The organism is Streptomyces sp. PL-25, from assembly GCF_058344915.1.
Genome location: NZ_CP136997.1, coordinates 150,062 through 168,574 on the forward strand (window position 1 = coordinate 150,062; position 18,513 = coordinate 168,574).

The 18,513-nt window shown below is 73.4% G+C and carries 14 protein-coding genes; 1 reads left to right on the forward strand and 13 read right to left on the reverse strand.

What is annotated here, in order from left to right; translation table 11 throughout:
• Positions 1-49 precede the first annotated feature (49 nt).
• The 11 genes from R4Z62_RS00655 to R4Z62_RS00705 all read right to left on the reverse strand — a co-directional run bounded on the left by R4Z62_RS00655 (position 50) and on the right by R4Z62_RS00705 (position 16,376).
• Positions 50-5,263 carry a DNA-binding protein gene (locus R4Z62_RS00655; protein ID WP_491518812.1) on the reverse strand — a complete coding sequence of 1,738 codons (5,214 nt, stop codon included), beginning with the start codon at positions 5,261-5,263 and terminating at the stop codon, positions 50-52.
• Between the two features lie 206 nt (positions 5,264-5,469).
• On the reverse strand, positions 5,470-6,336 hold the full coding sequence (locus R4Z62_RS00660; RefSeq protein ID WP_491518813.1) for a DUF4132 domain-containing protein: 867 nt from the start codon (positions 6,334-6,336) through the stop codon (positions 5,470-5,472).
• Between the two features lie 124 nt (positions 6,337-6,460).
• Complete coding sequence (locus tag R4Z62_RS00665; RefSeq protein ID WP_064530898.1) at positions 6,461-6,850, reverse strand: nuclear transport factor 2 family protein; 390 nt, start codon at positions 6,848-6,850, stop codon at positions 6,461-6,463.
• 28 nt (positions 6,851-6,878) lie between these two features.
• On the reverse strand, positions 6,879-8,327 hold the full coding sequence (locus R4Z62_RS00670) for an aldehyde dehydrogenase family protein (protein ID WP_491518814.1): 1,449 nt from the start codon (positions 8,325-8,327) through the stop codon (positions 6,879-6,881).
• Positions 8,328-8,394: 67 nt separating this feature from the next.
• Complete coding sequence (locus tag R4Z62_RS00675; protein ID WP_491518815.1) at positions 8,395-8,991, reverse strand: TetR/AcrR family transcriptional regulator; 597 nt, start codon at positions 8,989-8,991, stop codon at positions 8,395-8,397.
• An 8-nt stretch (positions 8,992-8,999) separates the two neighbouring features.
• Positions 9,000-9,851 carry an ATP-binding cassette domain-containing protein gene (locus R4Z62_RS00680; protein ID WP_355480458.1) on the reverse strand — a complete coding sequence of 284 codons (852 nt, stop codon included), beginning with the start codon at positions 9,849-9,851 and terminating at the stop codon, positions 9,000-9,002.
• Positions 9,848-11,638, reverse strand: coding sequence for a dipeptide/oligopeptide/nickel ABC transporter permease/ATP-binding protein (locus R4Z62_RS00685; protein ID WP_385503231.1), 1,791 nt, complete (start codon positions 11,636-11,638; stop codon positions 9,848-9,850). Before R4Z62_RS00685 ends, R4Z62_RS00680 begins: the two co-directional genes overlap by 4 nt.
• Positions 11,635-12,576 (reverse strand): ABC transporter permease, encoded by a 942-nt coding sequence (locus tag R4Z62_RS00690; RefSeq protein WP_064530903.1) that lies wholly within the window; start codon positions 12,574-12,576, stop codon positions 11,635-11,637. The genes R4Z62_RS00685 and R4Z62_RS00690 overlap by 4 nt, the downstream gene beginning before the upstream one ends.
• Positions 12,577-12,635: 59 nt before the next feature.
• Entirely contained in the window at positions 12,636-14,147 is a 1,512-nt protein-coding gene (locus tag R4Z62_RS00695) for an ABC transporter substrate-binding protein (protein WP_491518816.1), read from the reverse strand.
• Positions 14,148-14,409: 262 nt separating this feature from the next.
• The gene (locus R4Z62_RS00700; RefSeq protein WP_064530905.1) at positions 14,410-15,399 is read right to left on the reverse strand and encodes a methyltransferase; all 990 of its coding nucleotides are present in this window, start codon (positions 15,397-15,399) and stop codon (positions 14,410-14,412) included.
• A 68-nt stretch (positions 15,400-15,467) separates the two neighbouring features.
• Positions 15,468-16,376, reverse strand: coding sequence for an aldo/keto reductase (locus R4Z62_RS00705; RefSeq protein ID WP_064530906.1), 909 nt, complete (start codon positions 16,374-16,376; stop codon positions 15,468-15,470).
• A gap of 152 nt (positions 16,377-16,528) precedes the next feature.
• Between R4Z62_RS00705 and R4Z62_RS00710 the strand changes: the two genes are divergently transcribed.
• Positions 16,529-17,269 (forward strand): SDR family NAD(P)-dependent oxidoreductase, encoded by a 741-nt coding sequence (locus R4Z62_RS00710; protein ID WP_491518817.1) that lies wholly within the window; start codon positions 16,529-16,531, stop codon positions 17,267-17,269.
• 201 nt (positions 17,270-17,470) lie between these two features.
• Here the strand turns inward: R4Z62_RS00710 and R4Z62_RS00715 are convergent, their stop codons facing one another.
• Together R4Z62_RS00715 and R4Z62_RS00720 are read right to left on the reverse strand one after the other, a co-directional pair.
• Complete coding sequence (locus R4Z62_RS00715; protein WP_491518818.1) at positions 17,471-17,821, reverse strand: hypothetical protein; 351 nt, start codon at positions 17,819-17,821, stop codon at positions 17,471-17,473.
• Complete coding sequence (locus R4Z62_RS00720) at positions 17,818-18,330, reverse strand: DUF6232 family protein (RefSeq protein WP_385503241.1); 513 nt, start codon at positions 18,328-18,330, stop codon at positions 17,818-17,820. Before R4Z62_RS00720 ends, R4Z62_RS00715 begins: the two co-directional genes overlap by 4 nt.
• Between the last annotated feature and the right edge of the window lie 183 nt (positions 18,331-18,513).

Here is an 18,513-nt window from a genome sequence, read left to right on the forward strand (position 1 = left end):
GCTTCCTATCCGACCGGGCCGGGCGGCGGCAAACGATTTCGGCGCCGGGTCAGGCACGCGGGCGCGGCACCTCGATCTCCTCCAGCCGCGGGGCGTCCCCGTCCAGGGTCCGCCGCCATGCCTCGTGGTAGAGATCGGCGACGGGCCGGGTGGGCGCGACGACGCCCAGGGGGACCCGCTCGTCGTGGAGCAGGTCGTACAGGGGCAGCTTCCAGCGTTCCAGCGGGGTGTGCGGCTTGGCGAGTGCCAGCCAGCCGCCGGGCAGGAACAGGGAGCGTCCCGCTCTGGTGCGGGTGCCCCGCACCACGAGGCCGGTCGCGGCGAGTTCGGCGCGGGCGGCGCGCAGCCGGGCCGTGCCGCCCCGCTGCCTCGCCCAGCCCGTCCAGCGGCCGGTGTTGCGGTCGGTGGGGTCGGGCAGGGCGAGCAGCATCAGGTAGAGGACGGCGGCGTCCTCGCCGATACCGTGGCGTGCGGCGGCGTCGGCGACCAGGCCGGGCACGGACATGGCCGGGTTCTGCGGCCACCACAGGCCGTGCTCGTCGCGCTCGCCCGCCGCCGGTTCGCCCGGGTCGGCGAGCAGGTGCGCGAACCGCTCGTCGTGGGCGACGCGCAGGGCCGTCTCCTCGGCGGTCGGGCCCTCGCCGGGGAACAGCAGCGGCAGTACGGGATCGCGTCCGCTCTCGTCCAGGAGCGCGGGCCGGACCGCGGGATGGACCGGTCGGCCGCTGCCCGTGTCCAGGGTGCCGGTGCACAGGACGACCGCGCCGTGGCGTTCGAAGTCCTCGGCTCTCTCCGTGGGCTCGCCGAGGATCCGCCGGAAGTCGTCCAGGCCGTTCCACCGGTCCATGCGGATCAGCAGCCCCGGGTGGGCCAGGCGGGCGCGGACCGCGGCCAGGACGCCGGGGAGCGCGGCCCGCAGCGGGTCGCCGGACGGGAGTCGGTGGGCGAGCCAGGCGGTGAGGGCCACCGAGCCCTTGAGCGTGTCCGCGTCGAAGCCGGGGCCTTCGGCCGTGGGGGCGCTGTAGCCGGTCAGCCGCCAGGTGAGGTCCCGGGTCAGCCTCGGTTCCTCATCGGCGCGCAGAAACGCGTGCAGCGCCTCGTACGGGTCCCACCACGACGGGGACACGGCGCGGACCGTGTCGTGCAGTACGTCCTCGGCGAGGGGTGTGCGCCGGCCCACCCGCTCGTTCCAGATCTCCGCCGCCGCTGCCGCGTCGGGGCCGTCGGTCCACAGCCGGGACGGTTCGGCGGGCAGCAGGGCGGCCACGACCGCCCGGCGCGCGTCGGCGTCGACGGTGCGCAGGATGTCCTTGGCGATCCGCGCGTCGGCGGCCTGCACGCCGAGGGTCTTCAGCGTTCCGGCCGGTACGGGCGCGCGCTCGTCGTCGATCATGGGCAGTCCGGCGACGACCAGCCGGGCCATGGCCGGGGTGACTCCGGTGCGCCGGGCGAACTCGCCGGCGGCCTCCGGGTGCCAGGGGGCCGGGCCGTGCCCGGCCAGTTCGGCCCGGAAGGCGGCGAGCCAGCCGGGCGCGCGGACCGGACCGGAGAACGCCTCGCTGTGCACCAGGGTGTAGGGGGCGGGTGTGCGGAACCGGCCCCGGGGGTCGTGGTGGACCGCCTCGAACTCCCTGCCGTCGGTCGCGGACCGGGCCGGCCGGTCGGGGAACCGGTACCGGTCGCCGGGGAAGAGCAGGAACTCTCCGTCCCCCAGGTCGAGCAGGGCCGCCGAGGACGTGGCCGGCGGCAGGGCGTCGGGTCCCTCGAACAGGCTCGGGTCCAGGCGCAGCCGGGTCCGGCGCCAGTGGCCCGGGTCGGGCGCCGACAGCCGCTGGGCGTCCAGCTCGGCGAGGTAGGCGTCCAGTGCGGCGCGGTCGCTCTCCCGGGTGGCCGCGCCGGCGGCCCGGAGTGCCAGCGTGGCGGACAGGGCGGGCAGGCCCCGCCAGTTCAGGAGGTCCAGGGGCGCCTCGCGGACCGCGCAGACGTGGGCGCGGCCAGGCGGGGCCGGTTCGGCGTCACCCCGCACCGAGCTGCCGATCAGGCGCAGTGCGTCGACGAGGTGGTGGTACTGGTCGTAGCAGACGCCGCGGCCCATGAAGGTGCCGAGCAGGCCGAGGCCGTCCAGCGCGGCGGCGAGCGTGGCGTCGCCGGGGACCGGGCGCGCCGGCTGTTCCGGCCCGGGGCCCTCCTCCCCTGGGCTGTCTCGCGGGTCCCCCTCGGGGGCCGTCCGCTTCCCGTCCGTCGCCGTGTCCGCGCCCGCTCCCTCGTGCGCCACCGCCACCGTGTCCGCGCCGGCGCGTCCGGCCGCCGTGTCGAGCCGGGCGAGCGCCGCGTCGATGGTGCGCTGATGGCCCGCGGCGAGCCGCACCACCCCGGCGATGCCCGCGCGCAGCGCCGCGTGGGTGACCTGTGGCAGCAGGGCGCCGATCGCCTCGGTCACCGGATCGGAGGCGTGCGCGCGGGCGCCGATCGGTTCGGACACCGGATCGGAGGCGTCCGCGCCCGGCTGCTCGGGCCGCGGGGCGTCGTCCGGCCGCGGCGGCGCGTCCTGCGGCGGCTCGGCCACCGCCGCCGCCAGGAGTGCCGCGGCGGTGTCCTCGCCGATCCGGCGGAGCGCTGCGGAGCCCTGCGGGTCGCGCGGCCGGAGCTGCTGCCAGTGACGCAGGGGCGGCAGCAGCGCGGTGCCCGCGGAGAAGCCCGCTCCGCGGCCCTGTTCCAGGGTGACGGGGGTCTGCTCGGGGAACTCGGCCATCAGGGTGCCGTCCGCGTCGAACAGGCCCAGGGAAGAGCCGTCGAGGACGACCGCGCATGGCCGGTCCGTGCCGGGGAACTGGAGCGCGTGCCACAGTTCCCGGTTCGTCCTGCGCGACGGTGCCGGCGGGAGGACGACCGACCGTCCGGCCAGGTCCTCGCCCCGCAGGGAGCCGTCGGGCAGTTCCAGCACCCGCCAGCCGACCAGTCCGCCGACCGGGGCGCACAGCGGGCCGGGGACTGCCGAGGGGGCGGGCAGCAGGCTGCTGTTCCGGGCCAGGGTGCTGCCCGGCGGGGCGTCGCGCAGGCCCTCGGCGAACCAGTCGGGCAGGCCCGGTCCGCCCCGGGCGCCGCTCAGCGGGTCGTACGTGTGCCAGTCGCCGGCGCGCACCCAGTACGACGTGCCGTCGCTGATCACCGGCAGGGCCGCCGGGACGGTGGTGTCCCCGGGGCGCAGCACTCCCGTCCCGGTGGTCAGGCCGCCCCCGCGGAGCGGCAGGGCGACCGGGGGCATGTTCCGGCCGAAGTCCCGCATCGGGGCGCAGCACAGGGCCTCGGGGTCGGTCGGGAACGGGTCCGGGGCGGTGCGCTCCCAGTAGCCGCGCTTCTCGGCGGGGAACGGCGGGTCCCACCAGACGAGAAGCTCGCCGTCGACATGGCGGCAGCCCACCGCGCCGAGGCCCCGGACCGATCCGCGGTCGGTCACCTCGGGTGGCAGGCGCAGGTCGTGGGTGTGCACCGTGCCGTGCGCGTCGATGACCCGGGCCCGGGTGCCGGCCAGGACGACGAGACGGGGCCAGGCGTCGGTCACGTGGACGGCGGCCGTCCGGTGCTGCGCGGCGGCGTCGGCGACGGCCTCCTCCCAGGCGGGCCAGCCCAGTTCGTCGATGATCCCGCGGCGCAGTGCGCGGGCGAGCGCCGGGGCCGTCCCGGTGCTCAGGGCCTCCCGTACCTCCTCCTCGGCGAGCGCCAGGATCTCCCCCGGCAGCCAGGCGACCGGTTCGAGCGGGTGGGCGTACGGGGCGGAGTACCCGGCCAGTTCCACCGGGAGGTAGGCGCGGGCGGCCTCGGCCACCCAGTCGGCGAGCAGCCGGCGTCCGCCCGGGGAGCCGGCCAGCGTGGTGAGGGTGTGGAGGTCGTCCTTGTGCCGGTAGGTGGGGCAGCTGCGGCGGAACGCCCGGCGGAAGCGGGGGTCGGCCGCGAGCGCGCGCAGATCGCGCCGGTTGCTGTCGGTGGCCCACCGCCGGAGGGACAGGGAGTGCCGGGGCGGGGGGTCCGCCACCGGTACGCCCAGGGCCAGCAACCGGTCGAGGAGGTTCATGTCGTGGACGGCCGGCAAGGGGTCGCCGCCGTCGCGCAGTTCGGCGCGCAGGGCACCGGCCATGCGCTCGATCAGCGGCGCCACCTCGGCGGGTGGGTGCGTCCCCACCAGCGACAGCAGTCTGCGGGCCCATCCGGACGCGCCGTCGGGGGGACGTACGTCGGCGGGCAGCGTGGTGTCGCACAGGCCGGCGGTGGCGCCGGTGCGCTCCAGCAGGTCCAGCCACTGCGGCAGTTCCTCGCGCTCCCACTCCGAGGGCATCAGTCCCAGCAGGACGCCGCGGAAGGCGGGCTCGTGCCGGGTCAGGTCGAGCAGGGCACGGCGGTGCGTCTTCCACCAGCCGGGCGGTGCCTTCCGGGTGCCGGGCCGCACCAGCATCTCGCGCAGATGGGCCTTCTCCTCGTCGAGCGCGTCCTCGCCCGCGACCTGCCTGGCGAGCCTGCGCAGCTCGCTCGCGCCCGGACCCGAGGGTGCGAGGCCGTGCTCGGCGAGCCGCACGAAGAGCCCGCGCAGGTGCCGGAACGCCGTCCGCGGCGGGACGCGGGAGGACAGTCCTCTGGCGTAGCCGGTGAGCATGGTCGCCGGTACGGCTCCGGCCAGGGAGAACTCCAGGAAGACCGCGTCCATGCGGTCCTCGTCGAACGGCAGCGCGTACGCCGTCTCGGCCTTGCGGGCGCTGACGAACATGAGTGACGCGTACCGTGTCTCGTCGGCGGCCAGGAACACCCGGCCCGCCTGCTCGTAGAAGACCGGCAGGAGGTGCGGTACCGCTCCGGCGAGCCGTGCGCCGATCGCCTCGTAGGCCGCGCGCGCCTTCTTCGGCCGGGACCGCGCGGTCCGGGCGATCCGGTCCATCTCCTCGGCCACGGACATGGCCAGGTGGCCGTCCGCGGGGTGGTGGACCAGCGCCCATTCGGGGAAGCCCAGCGACCGGGGCCGGCCGAGACCGACCTCGGCCGCCTCGCCCACGGGTTCCAGGCCGAGGAAGCCGGTGGCGGGGTCCTCGCCGGGTTCCGCGGCGACCAGGCGGACGACGGTCCGGTCGTCCAGGGCGGGGTGCCGGTACGCCTGGGTGAGCATCGGGACGGCGCGGGCGCCGCCGCTGTCGGTCCCGGGCGGCAGTACCGCACCGGCGCGCAGCAGTTCCTCCGCCCGCGCGTGCGGTCCGTCAGCGGTTGCCGAGCCGTTCATCGACGTGTGCCTTCCGTGCGTGTGCCGTGTGCCGTGTGCCGTGTGCCGTGTGCCGTGTGCCGTGTGCCGTGTGCCGTGTGCCGTGTGCCGTGTGCCGTGTGCCGTGTGCCGTGTGCCGTGTGTCGTGTGCGCCGTGCCGGTCGTGGCGGTGTACGCCGGAGGTGTCGCCGGCCGAGCGCCCCGGTCCGTGGTGCGGGGGCCGCCGGTCATGCGGTGTCCTCGGCCGGGACACGGCCGCCCGCGTGCAGGGCGGCGGCCATGCGCATGCCCTCGGACCAGGCCACCGGGCCGACGTCCGTCGGCGCCATGGCGGTGCCGGGGCGGTCGCCCCAGGTCAGTCCGCCAGTCCGGGCACGCTCCTCGGTGTAGGGGTCGCCGATCGCGACGGACGCGGTGACGACCCGTCCCGCCTCGCGTACGCGGTCGGTGACGTACGTCCCGGTGACCTTGTAGCCGAGCGCGGTGGCGTGGGCGGCGAGACGGAACCAGGAGCTGTACTCGGCGCCCGCGAACTCCTCGACGGCGCGGGTGCCGTGGTCGGTCGCGGCGGGCTTGTGCCATACGGCGCGGTGCAGTTGCTCCACGCCCTGGACGGCGCCGAGTGCGGTGGCCTGTGCGCGCAGGGCGGGCAGGCCGGGGAGCAGGACCGGGTGCGGCACGGTCACGGCGGGCGCGGAGAGGTGGCGCGTCCCGCCGTCCGGGGCGACCAGCAGCAGCCGCCCGGAGGGGGCGACGTCCCTCAGGAAACCGATGTCGCCGGGGTGTTCGCCGGTCACGACGAGATCGCGCAGCGCCGCCCGCCATGCCTCGTCGGGCCACACCTGGGCCAGCAGCGCGGTGGGCACCGGCAGCGAGGACACCATCCAGGTGTCGACCCGCGCCGCGCAGTCGGCGGCGTGCCGCTCCAGCCACTCGGCGAACCGCTGCAGCTCGATCACCTCGGGCCGGTCCCGTATCTCCTCCGGCAGGGTCCGCGACCCCGCCGCCGGGGCCGCGCCGGACACGGGCCGAGCGACCACCCGCCCCCGGGCGAGGGTGATCTCGTGGTCGTCGCCCGCCGCCAGCCAGCCCATGGATGTCCTGCCTCTCGCCCGTCCGGAGATCACCGCGGTGCGCCGGGACGGCGCGGGCCGTCCCGGCGTACCGCGATCACGGCGAAAGACTAGAGGCACCCACTGACAGTGCCGGGAGGACGGGTCACGTCACGGGGCTCCCTGTGCGGAAGAACGTCTTCGACGCGATCCGCCACTGCCCGTCCTCGCGGACCAGGGAGAAGTGGTTGGTGAAGTCCTCGCCCTGGTAGCCGTGTTCCTCCAGCACGGCCACCGCCACCTCGCCGCTCACCTCGATCGAGCGGACGGCGTACGTGTACGTCCGGGTCCAGGCGCGCTCGCCCGAGTCGGCCGCGACGACCTGGCAGAACGCCCCGATCGGGGCGGAGACCAGTTCCGGGCCGAGGTAGCCCCACATGTACGCCTCGGGCCGGAAGGCTTCGCGTACGGCCTGCGGGTCCCCGGCGCACACCGCCGAGACATACGCTTCCACGGCGGCCCGGACACCGTCGTGCGCGGTGGTGGGGTCGGTCATGCGGTCTTCCTCTCCGGTGGCGGGTGTGTCAGCCATGGTGGATCCACACACCCTTCGTCTCGGTGAACACGTCCAGCGCGTAGGAGCCCATCTCGCGGCCCCAGCCACTGGAGCGGAACCCGCCCCAGGGCGCCGCCGGGTCCGGGACCGGGGGCATGTTGACGAACACCGCGCCCGCGCGGACCTCCGCGGCCAGCCGGTGGGCGGTGGACAGGTCCCGGGTCCACACCGCGGCGGCCAGGCCGTAGCGGGTGTCGTTGGCGCGTACCGCCAGTTCCTCGTCGTCCTCGTAGGTGAGCACGGGCAGTACGGGACCGAAGACCTCCTGCCGGGCCACGGCCATGTCGTCGCGCACCGAGGCGAAGACGGTGGGCCGGTAGAAGTTGCCGTGCTCCAGGGGGCCGTCGGCGCGCTCGCCGCCGGTGACGACCTCGGCGCCGGCGGCGACGCCCTCCTTGACCATGGTGTCCACCCGCCGCAGGTGTTCCTCGGTCACCAGCGGACCCAGCTGGGTGTCCGGGGACATGCCGGGCCCCAGGCGCAGCGCGGCGACGGCGGCGGCGAGCTTCTCGGTGAACTCCTGGGCGCGGCGGCGGTCCACGTAGAAGCGGGAGTAGGCGGCGCAGACCTGGCCGCTGTTGAGCAGCGCGCCCTGGACGTTGCCCCGGACGGCGGCGTCGATGTCGGCGTCGCGGGCGATGATGCTGGGTGCCTTGCCGCCCAGTTCCAGGGTGACCCGTTTCAGGTCGTCGGCCGAGGCGCGGACGATCTCCTGTCCCACCTCGGTGGAGCCGGTGAAGGAGACCTTGTCCACGCCGGGGTGCGCCACGAGGGCCCGGCCGGTGGCGGGGCCGCCGGTGAGGAGGCTGACCGTGCCCGGGGGCAGGCCGGCCTCCGCGCAGAGCCGCACCAGGTGCAGGGCGGTCAGCGGGGTCTGTTCGGCCGGTTTCAGGACGACGGTGTTGCCGCAGGCCAGCGCGGGGGCCAGCTTCCACGCCGCGATCATCAGCGGGAAGTTCCAGGGGGTGATGAGCGCGCACACCCCGACCGGTTCGCGGCGGGTGAAGTGCAGGGTGCCGGGGAAGGAGACCGGGCTGACCGCGCCCTGGATCTTCGTGACCCAGCCGGCGTAGTAGCGGAAATGCTCGGCCGCCCCGGCGACGCTCACCCCGCGGGCGACCTGGAGCGGCTGCCCCTGGTCGCGGGTCTCCAGCTCGGCGAGCAACTCGGCGTCGCGCTCGATGAGTTCGGCGACGCGCCACAGCAGCCTCGCGCGGTCCGCCGCGGTGAGCGCGGCCCACGCGGGGTCGGTCAGCGCCCGCGCGGCGGCGTCGACGGCGGCGTCCACCTCCGGCTGTCCGGCCTGGGCGCAGGTGCCCAGGACCGTCCCGGTGGCCGGGTCGCGGGTGGTGAACTCCGCGCCGTCCGCGGCGGCCGTCCACTCCCCGTCGATGTAGAGCTGGCCTCGCACATTCATGAACGATCCTTTTCTGGGCGGTGCGTACGGGGGGCGCGGGGCACGGCGTGCCCCGCGCCCCCGCGGGTCAGTCGCCGGTGATGTCGCGCATCAACCGGTCGACGTGGGCGCGGTGTTCGGGGACGAGCGCGCCGTCGGGGAACATCAGGGCGGTGACGTTGGCGCCGATGGTCAGGCCGATGACCTCCCCGGCGAGGCCGGTCACGGCCGGGTCGTCGGGCGGCTCTCCCCGGCCGCGTGCCGCGGCGATACGGGCGGCGAGCAGCCGGCGCCACCGGCGCAGGTGGTCACGGTACAGCTCGGCGAGTTCCTCGTTGGCCACCGAGTGCTCCCACAGGGCGAGCAGCACGCGGGCGCCGTCGATGCGGTACCGGTCGAGCGGCAGGGTCGCCTCGATGTCGTGGCGCAGTGCCTCCTCGGGGTCGGGGGCCGGTTCACCGGCTGCTGTCATCGGTTCGTTCATCTCCGCCAGCACGCTCTCGAAGGTGGCCGCGACGATGCTGTCCTTGCTGGGGAAGTAGCGTTTGAGGGCGCCGTTGGCGAAGCCCGCCTCGGCGACGATGCTTCTCATCGTCGCGGCCTCGAACCCGCCCTGGACGATGAGTTTCCTGGCGACCGCGACGATCTCGCGCCGCCGCTGGTCATGATCGATGATCTTCGGCATGGTCGCGCCTACGGTACGGGTGAGGCGCTCACCGCTCGCAGCCCGAGCCAGCTTCTCCTGCGCTCGGCCTGCCGGGCCGGGTCGGCCACCGGGGAGGCCAGCAACAGCCTGCGGGTGTAGGGGTGTCCGGGGTCGCGGGTGACGGTCTCGTTGGGTCCGGACTCCACGCACTCGCCCTGGTACATGACCGAGACCCGGTGGCAGATGCGCCGGACCACGCCCAGGTCGTGGGAGACGAACAGGTAGGAGACGCCGGTCTCGCGCTGGATGTCGATGAAGAGGTCGATCACCGCCGCCTGGGTGGTGAGGTCGAGCGCGCTGACGGGTTCGTCGCAGACGATCAGGCGCGGGCGGCGCACCAGCGCGCGGGCGATGGCGACGCGCTGGCGCTGGCCGCCGGAGAACTCGCTGGGGTAGCGCGTGACGGTGTCCGCGGGCAGGCGTACGTGGTCGAGCATCTCGGCCACCGCCCTGCGCGCCTCGGCCCGGCCGGTGCCGGACGCGGTGAGGGGTTCGGCGAGGATCTGGCCGACGGTGAGGGTGGGGTCCAGTGAGCCGTAGGGGTCCTGGAAGACGACCTGGAGGTCGGCGGCCAGGCGGCGCCGTTCGGCTCCCTTGGCGTGGGTGATGTCGCGGCCGTCGAAGCGGATGGTGCCGGAGGTGACCGGGGCGAGGCCGAGGATGGCCTTGCCGAGGGTCGACTTGCCCGATCCGCTCTCGCCGACCAGGCCGACGCACTCGCCCGCGCCGATCTTCATGGAGATGCCCTTGAGCGCGCGGAACGTGGTGCGTCCGCGGTGGTAGTCGACGACGACGTCGTCCACTTCGAGCAGCGCGTCCCCGTGGGTGTCCGTGGTCATGAGTGCACCGTCCGTCCGGCCGTGTTCCAGGCCGCGTCCAGGTCGGCGCGGCTCTCGGTGTCGTCCTGCGAGGCGCGGATGAGTTCCGCGGTGTACGGGTCGCCGGGGTCGCCGAAGATCTGCTCGACCGGGCCGGTCTCGATGATCCGGCCGTCCTTCATGACGGCGACACGGTCGCAGATGTCGGCGACCACACCGAAGTTGTGGGTGACGATCACCAGGGCCATCCCGTACTCGGCCTGCAACTCGCGGAGGAGTTCAAGGACTTCCGCCTGGACGGTGACGTCCAGCGCGGTGGTCGGTTCGTCGGCGACCAGCAGGCCGGGGTTGCCGGAGACCGCGCCCGCGATGAGGACGCGCTGTGCCATGCCGCCGGAGATCTGGTGCGGGTAGGAGGCCAGCACCCGGTCGGGGTCGGTGATGCCGACGCGTTCGAGGATCGCGCGGGCCCGCTCCCCCGCCTCGGCCTTGGACAGCCCGTGCACCGCGCGCAGGGGTTCGGTCAGCTGGTGGCCGATGGTGTAGCAGGGGTCGAGGTTGCTCATCGGCTCCTGGGGCACGTAGCCGATGCGGGTGCCGAGCAGGGCGTGGCGCTTGGCGCGCGGGAGCGAGCCGGCCTCGCTGCCGCCGACCCAGATGCCGTCGGCGGTGGCGGTGCCGTCGGCCGGGAGCAGGTCCAGCGCGGAGAAGACGGTCTGCGACTTGCCCGAGCCGGACTCGCCGACGATGCCGAGCACTTCGCCGGGTGCGACGTCCAGGCTCACTCCGTGCACGACCTGCTTGTCGCCGTGCGGGGTGCGGTAGGTGACGCGGAGGTTCTCGATCCTGAGCGCGCTGTCCGCCGCGGAATGCAGCAACTCGCCGGTGGCGCCGCCCTCCTGGCGGGGCGGCGCGGCCGCGCGGGAGCGCCGGGGGGCCGGTGCGGTGCGCGAGTTCACCAGGTCGGCGAGGGTGGAGCCCATGAAGGCGAGGGCGGCGATGGTGATGCCGAGGGCGGCCGAGGGCCACAGCAGGATGAGCGGGTGGGTCAGCATGGTGCGGAACCCGTCGTTCATCATCTGTCCCCAGTCGGGGTTCGACGCGGTGCCGATGCCGAGGAACTGGAGGCCGGTCTGCAGGCCCATGGCGATGCCGGCGGTCAGCGCGGACTGGATGATGACGGGTGCGTAGACGGCCCGCAGCATGTGGGCGCGCAGGATCTGGGTGTGGGTGAGGCCCGCCACCCGGGCCGCGTCGATGTACGGCTCTTTGCGCACGGCGAGCGCCCTGGAGCGGGAGATGCGGTAGTAGCCGGGTGCCATGAAGGCGCCGACGGTGATCATCAGCACGGTGAAGTCGGCGCCGGTGCCCGCGGCGACGATGAGCAGGACGATCATGCCGGGCACGGACTGCGCGGCGTCGCTGACCCAGGAGAAGATCCGGTCGGCCGGGCCGCCGAAGTAGCCGGCGGCCACGCCCGCGGGGACACCGAGCAGGGCTCCGGCGAGGCAGGCGACGGCGGCGCCGTACAGCGTGGTGCGCGCGCCGTACAGGAGCCGGCTGAAGATGTCGCGGCCGGCGGAGTCGCCGCCCATCAGGTGGCCGTGGCCGGGCGGGGCCTGGGTGAGGTTGAAGTCGACGAAGTTGGGGTCGTGCGGGGCGAGCAGCGGCGCGAACAGGCCCACGAGGACGACGAGGAGGAAGACGGCGAGCGCGGCGACGCCGACGGGGCGGCGCAGATAGCGCGACCAGAGGCGCTGTCTGGCCTGGACGGGCTCGGGTGTGGCGGGGAACGCGGCTTCGGTCATTTCTCGCGCACCTTCGGGTTGACCCACCCGAGCACGAGGTCGAGCAGGAAGTTGACGACGACGACGAAGACGACCGTGACGACGGTCAGTCCGAGCAGCACCGGGATGTCGCCGATCTGGCTGGCCGACTGGGTGAGGCTGCCGATGCCCGGGAGGTTGAAGACGATCTCGACGACGATGGCGCCGCCGAGCAGTCCGACGAACATCACGGCGAGGACGGTGAGCGCGGCGGGCGAGGCGTTGCGCAGCACATGCAGGGTGACGCGCCGCGAGGACAGGCCGCGGGCCCTGAGGGTGCGGACGAAGTCCTGGTGGGTGACCTCCAGGAAGCCGTTGCGCAGTTGTTCGGCGATCATCACGATCGCGCCGAGGGCCAGGGCGATGGACGGCAGGGTGATGGAGCGCAGCCATTCGGTGCCGGAGTGGGCGAGGGGGACGTAGCCGACGGCGGGGAACCAGCGGAGTTTGATGGCGAAGGTCAGGACGAGGATGAGGCTGACCCAGAAGCCCGGGAGGGCGAACAGCACGACGGAGGCGACCTTGAGGACGCGGGCGAGGACGCCGCGGGGGCGCAGTCCGGTGGTGATGCCGACGGCCAGGCCGATGAGGGCGGCCAGGACGGTGGCGGCGATGACGACGGACAGGGTGACCGGGACGCGGATGGAGATCTGGTCGGAGACCGGCTGGAAGTTGCGCCAGGAGGTGCCGAAGTCGCCGTGCAGCGCGTGGGAGAACCAGTCCCAGAACTGGACGAGCAGGGGCCGGTCCAGGCCGAGCTGATGGCGCAGCGCGGCCCGCTGGACCGGGGTGGCGCTGTCGCCGAGGAGGGCGGCGGTGGGGTCGCCGATGGCCAGGTGTGCCAGGAAGAAGGAGGCCGAGGTGACGACCACCAGGAGGACGGCCCCTGAGAGCAGGCGCCGCAAGGTGAATTTGATCATGTGGGACCCCTCTGGGTGCGGCGGCCGGCTGTCGGGGCGGGCCGCCGCCGGGACGGGAACTAGCCGCGCTGGATGAACCGCAGGGTCGGGAACATCATGCCGGTGATGGGGGTCACCGTGATTCCCTTCATGCTGAAGTAGGTGTTGTTCGCCTGGTACCAGACGTCCTGCCAGGCGGTGTCGGTGACCTTGGCGTCCAGCTCGCGGATCAGCGCGGTCTGCCGGTCGCCGGTGGCCGCCTGGATCCTGCCGAGCAGCGACTGGATCTCGGGGAACGCCTCGGTGGAGGGGTTCGGGTTGAACCACTGGCGGGAGGCGATCCGGCCGTCCACCGACGCCGCCGAGTTGGAGTCGAGGGCCACGACCGCCACGAACATCGGGAAGGTGGAGGCGTTCTTCTGGTAGTCGGCCGGTGACATGTTCTTCCAGGTCACCTTGATGCCGAGCTGGCCGAGAATCTGCTGGACGGCGGGCTGCCAGGCCTGGAAGATCGACGACATCGGCATCGTCACCCGGAAGCCGTCGGGGTAGCCGGCCTCGGCCAGCAGCCGCTTGGCCTTGTCCATGTCGAACGGGTAGCGGTCGTTGAGCGAGGCGTCGTAGGCGGGGTCGCCCGCCGGGAACACCTGGTTGGTCGCCACGCCGGAGCCCTGTCCGACGGACTTGAGGATGGCCGCGCCGTCGAAGGCGTGGTTGATGGCCTGGCGCACCCGGACGTCGCCGAGCGGCTTGAGCTGCTTGCCGGTGCGGTCGGTGAACTGGATGCCGACCCAGGTGGCGACCTTCGAGGCGACGTTCCAGCCGTTGCGCTCGGCGTACGGGATGTCCGCCGCGTTGGCGTAGTTGACGTCGAGCTGGCCGGAGAGCATGGCGTTGAAGCTGGCGGTCGGGTCGGCGATCGGGAACACCTTCACCGTGCGGTACGGGTAGGTGGCGCGGTCCCAGTGCCGGGGCTTCTCGGTGAACACGTACTGCGATCCGGGTGTGGACTCGCCGGCCCGGAAGGTGTACGGGCCCGAGCCGACCGGTGCGGCGGTGAGGCTCTTGGCCTTGATGGCGGCGGGCGAGGCCATCCAGCTGCGGCCCAGGCCCATGTAGTAGAGCAGCGAGTCGTTCTTCTTCTTGAGGTGCAGGGCGATGGTGTCCGCGTCCACCTCGGTGACGCTCGTGACGTCGGCGTACGTCTGGCCGGAGCGGACTCCGGACCTGAGGTGCTCCAGGTTCCGCACCGCGGCCGCCGCGTCGAAGCGCTGTCCGTCGCTGAAGGAGACCCCGGTGCGCAGGTGCATGGTGAGGGTCAGGTAGTCCGGGGAGTAGGACCACGACGTGGCGAGTGCGGGGACGGGGCGGGAGTTCTTGTCCAGGGCGACCAGCGGGTCGTAGACGGCGGACAGATAGGGCCCGTCGAAGCCGATGTCGGCGTTGGCCGGGTCCCAGGACGTGACGTCCAGGAGCGTGCCGATCCTGAGTTGGTCCGTCGATGTGCTGCCGGACGTGGCGGCGGCGTTCGTGCAGGCGGCGAGCGCGAGCGCGACGACCGCGACAAGTGCGGCTCTCCAGATCCTCTGCATGGAATCTTCTCTCGGGTAAGAGGGGCGCTGATGCCAGATCGAGCCGGGAGAGGATCGCCGGTTCTCGTCGCCGTCGCAGCGCTCGGCCCATCGATCGACGAGAGCGGGTGCGCGGGCCAGTGTTCCCCCGCACGCCACCTCACGTGTCGTGGCCGTTAGTCTACGGATGTCGGCTAAAAAGACAATGGCCCCGTCGCAGCCGATTGGCGAGCGAGGGGGCCATGTCGTGGCCGGAGGGTCCGGCCGGGGGTGTCACCGCAGGTCAGACAGCTTCCGCGACGACCACACGGGGGCTTCCGGGCAGCGCCAGGACCTCCCGCGGACGCCAGCCGGCGGCCGTCAGCCACTCCTCCACCTCGGACGCCGGGTACACCACCGTGCCGTCGATGACGAAGTACTCCCCGGCGTGCAGCGCGTCGATGGAACGCTGGCGCTCGTCGTCGTCCAGCAGGAAGTCCAGCAGGAGCAGGGTGGCCCCGGGCGCCGCTGCGGCGCGCGCGGCGGTGAGGATCGCCCGGTTCTGCTCCGCGGTGAAGCGGTGGATGACGTGGTTGACCATGACGAGATCGTGCTCCCCGCCGGGGTCGGCCGTGTCGGTCGGTGCGGGTTCGACCGTCGCCCGGTCGGCGACGCCCGCGGCGGCCAGCGCCCCGGTGACGGCGTCGGTGGAGGCGGGGTCGAAGACGAAGCGGGCCGTGAGAGCGGGGTTGGCCTTCAGGGCGCCGATGGCGAAGTCGGGCGAGAGGCCGCCGAGGTCGAGCAGGCTGCGGAAGGGGGTGAAGTCGAAGGAGCGGGCGAGCATGGCGGCGTGCAGGGTGTTGTAGCGCATGACCCCGGCCATGAACGCCTTCCACCGGTCGTCGTCCATCTTGAGCTCGCCGGGCTCGGTGGTGTCGACGGTGGTGTCGAACTGGAGCCAGTGGCCGTAGCTGATCTCGTTCAGGAAGGCGAGGAAGGGGTGCAGGTCGAGGTCGCCGTCGCCGGTCAGGTACGCGGCGGCGTCCGGGGCGAGCCGGTAGCGGCCGTCGCGGCGCTCCAGCAGCCCCAGGCCGTTCATGGCGTCGGCGAGGATCCGCGTCATCCGCTCGCTCAGGCCGGTGGCCGAGGCCAGCGCCGGCACGTCGCGCTCGCCCTCGGCGAGGGCGCGGAAGAGGCCGGTGCGCGCCGCGGCGAAGAGCTGCTTGGCGCCCATGTAGCCGGTGGCTATCCCGACGATGCGGTCGGGCGTGGCCGGTGTGCCGGATGCGGTCATGGTGTTCTCCTGAGGGTGTGGTGCGGCTGTCGGGGGTGGATCCGTGCGGTGGCCGGTGCCGACCGGTGTCACCAGGTGCCGTCCGCGGCGACGTCGCGGTCGAGCCAGAGGTCGGCGGTGGCCCGGCGCAGAGCCTGCGCGCCCACCCGGTCGAGCAGGGCCAGCGCGCCGACGTTGTCCTCCAGCTGGCTCTGCCGGGAGACGCCGACCAGGACGTTGGCGGTGGCGGGGTTGGCCAGGCAGAAGGCGATGCCGAGCTGGGCGGGCGAGGCGCCGAACTCGTCGGCCAGGCGGCGCACCGTGCCGTAGGAGGCGGCGACGCGTTCGCGGATGCCGCCGACATCGGCGCCGATCTTGCGGTCCGGGATCAGCTTGCCCGCCAGCATGCCGCCCTCCAGGACGTCGGAGGCCTGGAGGGCGATCTCCCCGGACGCGAACAGCGGCGCGTAGTAGCCGCCCTCCGCCATGGACCTGCGGACCAGGCCGTACTTCAGCTGGGCGAACGAGGGCGGTACGAGTCCTCGTTCGCGTGCGACGTCGATCGCCCGGCGCAGGTCGTCGTAGCGCCAGTTGTTGACACCCCAGGTGTCGAAGCGGCCCGCCTCGATCTGCTCGGCGACATCGGTGACCACGCGCTCGACGTCGAGTTCGCCGAAGTAGTCGCCGACGACGACCGAGTCGGCCCGCTCGGTGCCGACGCGTTCGAGGGAGGTCTCCAGCTGCCGGGTGAACCCGGTGGCGGGGTAGTCCCAGAGCCAGAGCTTTCCGCAGAAGTGCCAGTCGGCGCGGGCGAGCCCGGCCTCCCGTACGGCCCGCCCGAAGATCAGGTCGGTGCGGGCGTTCTCCGCGTGCGGGCCCATGTTGTAGTGCGCGACGTCGAAGAAGGCGCAGCCGAGTTCCGCGGCCCGTGCGATCAGCGCCACGGCGTCGTCGAACTCCATGCGGTCCCAGGTATTCCACGATCCCAGGGCCAGCACCGGGACCTCGGGTCCACCCGGTCCGAGCCGGCGGCGGGGAACGGTCTTCGCAGCACTCAAAGTTCCTCCCGGAAGCCTCGGGTTTTTCGTCTACAACCGTATACTATACGGCCGACGCCGTGACGCGGGTCACGCTGTGAGGAGAGTGGACGATGAACAAGACACGCACCGTGCTCGTCACCGGTGGAGCGGGCGGGATCGGCCGGGGCGTCGCCGCGGCCTTCGCCGCCGCGGGCGACACCGTGGTCGTCGCCGACCGGGACGCGGAGCGCGTCACGCGCACAGCCGCGGAACTCGGCGTCCACGGCCGGGTGCTCGACATCACCGACGCGGCCGCGATCAGCCGTGGACTCGACGCGATCGAGGCCGAGTCGGGCCCGGTCGAGGTCCTGGTGAACAACGCCGGGCTGCTCACCGTGCACGGCGCGCTCCTGGAGCTGGCGGGCTCCGACCTCGACACGATCCTGCGGACCAATGTGCTCGGTACGTTCCTGATGACCCAGCATGTCGCCCGGCGGATGGTCGACGCGGGCGTCGCCGGAGCGATCGTCAACATCTCCTCGATCGGCGGCCGCCAGCCCACGCCCGGCATGGGCGGCTACGAGAGCAGCAAGGCGGCGGTGGACGCGCTCACCCGGTGGGCGGCGATCGAGCTGGCGGAGCACGGGATCCGCGTCAACGCGGTGGCGCCCGGCCCGGTCCTGACCGAGATGCTGGCCACGGGGATGCCCGAGGGGTCGCCGCAGCGCCAGGCCTGGGAGAGCCGCATCCCGCTGCGCAGACTCGCCGCCGTCGACGACGTCGCCGCCGCAGCGGTCTTCCTCGCCGGCGACTCGGCCGCGCACATCACCGGCACCAGCCTGCCGGTGGACGGCGGGCAGCTCCTCACCTGAGGGGCGGCGCGGGCCTCGGCCGGATGCCCGCACCCTCTGCGGAGGCGAAGGCCGAGGCCGCGAGGCCGCTCATGCCAGAGGCGGCGGACGGTGAGGCGCTCCGGGCCGGGACGCCGTGGGAACTCGGCCGCGGTCTCGGGCCCGGGTCCGCTGTTCTGCCTGCGGCGTGGGCCGGACCGTGTCCGCCCCCGGACAGGCCCGTCAGCTCAGCAGTGCGAGCAGCCGCCCCAGCGCCTCCATGACGGGCCTGCCCACCTCGCCCACGGTCGCCGCGATCTGCGAGACGTGCGCCAGGATCATGCCGCGCTCACGCAGGGCGGCCCGGTCGGGGGTGAGCGCGGGCAGCGCGTCGTCCACGGTCCGGGCCTGCTCCGAAGTGAGCACCGGGCGCAGGTCGCCGAGGAGGCGGGTGAGGTCCGTCACGGCGGCTCGGAGCTGGGCGTCCTGGGCGGTGCCGTCGTTGTGGACGACGGTGCCGCGGTTGATGCCGACGACCTGCTTGCCGCCGTTCACGTTGACGACGTCTCCGTAGTAGTTCGACGTGTCGCTCACAGTTTGATCCCCGTGTTTCCCCTGCCGCCGTTCATGTTGACGACGGAACCGAAGTTGTTCGTGGTGTTGTACTGCTCCAGGACGGCGGAGAACTCGTATTCCGGGTGGTCGATCGCGTACACGACCTGTCCGGCGATCGCCCGCAGTTCATCCATGGTCGGCAGGGTGAGGACCACCCTGGAACCGCTGTTCAGCTCGACGACCAGCACCGGCTTCCTCGACGAGAGCAGGACGGCGCAGACAACGACCAGGGCGGCCAGGGCCAGGACGCCCGGGGCGGGGCCGCCGCTCCCGCCGCCCCCGCCCGTGGAGCCGAGCCGGTCGGAGACGAAGAAGGCGATGCCCGCGAGCAGCAGGAGGTAGAGGCCGGCCTTGCCCCAGGCGGGCTTCAGCCTGAACACCTCGACCCAGCTGACATTGCGCAGCGGTACCGCCGCCGACCCCACCCACAGGATCTGCCGCTGGACCCGGAGTTCCAGCGGCTTTCCGCTGCGCGGAGGCAGCGGCATCGGCGGTATCTGCGGAGCCGGCTGCGGGGGCCGGGGTGGACGCTGGGGCGGAGGCCCGGGGGGTGGTACGCCGGTGTCGCCCGCTTGATCCATGGTCCCCCCGTGCTGTCGTCACCACCCGCGCGGCGCGTGGCGCGGGAGCATCATTAAGCCTGTGCGGGTCGTGGGACGGCAGACGAGATA

Bases quoted from the DNA above. Each gene is read 5' to 3' on its own strand.
- R4Z62_RS00665 (WP_064530898.1), bottom strand. From the start codon at position 6,850: ATGACCGACCCCACCACCGCGCACGACGGTGTCCGGGCCGCCGTGGAA.
- R4Z62_RS00700 (WP_064530905.1), bottom strand. From the start codon at position 15,399: ATGACCGCATCCGGCACACCGGCCACGCCCGACCGCATCGTCGGGATA.
- R4Z62_RS00670 (WP_491518814.1), bottom strand. From the start codon at position 8,327: ATGAATGTGCGAGGCCAGCTCTACATCGACGGGGAGTGGACGGCCGCC.
- R4Z62_RS00710 (WP_491518817.1), top strand. From the start codon at position 16,529: ATGAACAAGACACGCACCGTGCTCGTCACCGGTGGAGCGGGCGGGATC.
- R4Z62_RS00695 (WP_491518816.1), bottom strand. From the start codon at position 14,147: ATGCAGAGGATCTGGAGAGCCGCACTTGTCGCGGTCGTCGCGCTCGCG.
- R4Z62_RS00660 (WP_491518813.1), bottom strand. From the start codon at position 6,336: ATGGGCTGGCTGGCGGCGGGCGACGACCACGAGATCACCCTCGCCCGG.
- R4Z62_RS00720 (WP_385503241.1), bottom strand. From the start codon at position 18,330: ATGCCGCTGCCTCCGCGCAGCGGAAAGCCGCTGGAACTCCGGGTCCAG.
- R4Z62_RS00655 (WP_491518812.1), bottom strand. From the start codon at position 5,263: ATGAACGGCTCGGCAACCGCTGACGGACCGCACGCGCGGGCGGAGGAA.
- R4Z62_RS00680 (WP_355480458.1), bottom strand. From the start codon at position 9,851: ATGACCACGGACACCCACGGGGACGCGCTGCTCGAAGTGGACGACGTC.
- R4Z62_RS00690 (WP_064530903.1), bottom strand. From the start codon at position 12,576: ATGATCAAATTCACCTTGCGGCGCCTGCTCTCAGGGGCCGTCCTCCTG.
- R4Z62_RS00675 (WP_491518815.1), bottom strand. From the start codon at position 8,991: ATGCCGAAGATCATCGATCATGACCAGCGGCGGCGCGAGATCGTCGCG.
- R4Z62_RS00685 (WP_385503231.1), bottom strand. From the start codon at position 11,638: ATGACCGAAGCCGCGTTCCCCGCCACACCCGAGCCCGTCCAGGCCAGA.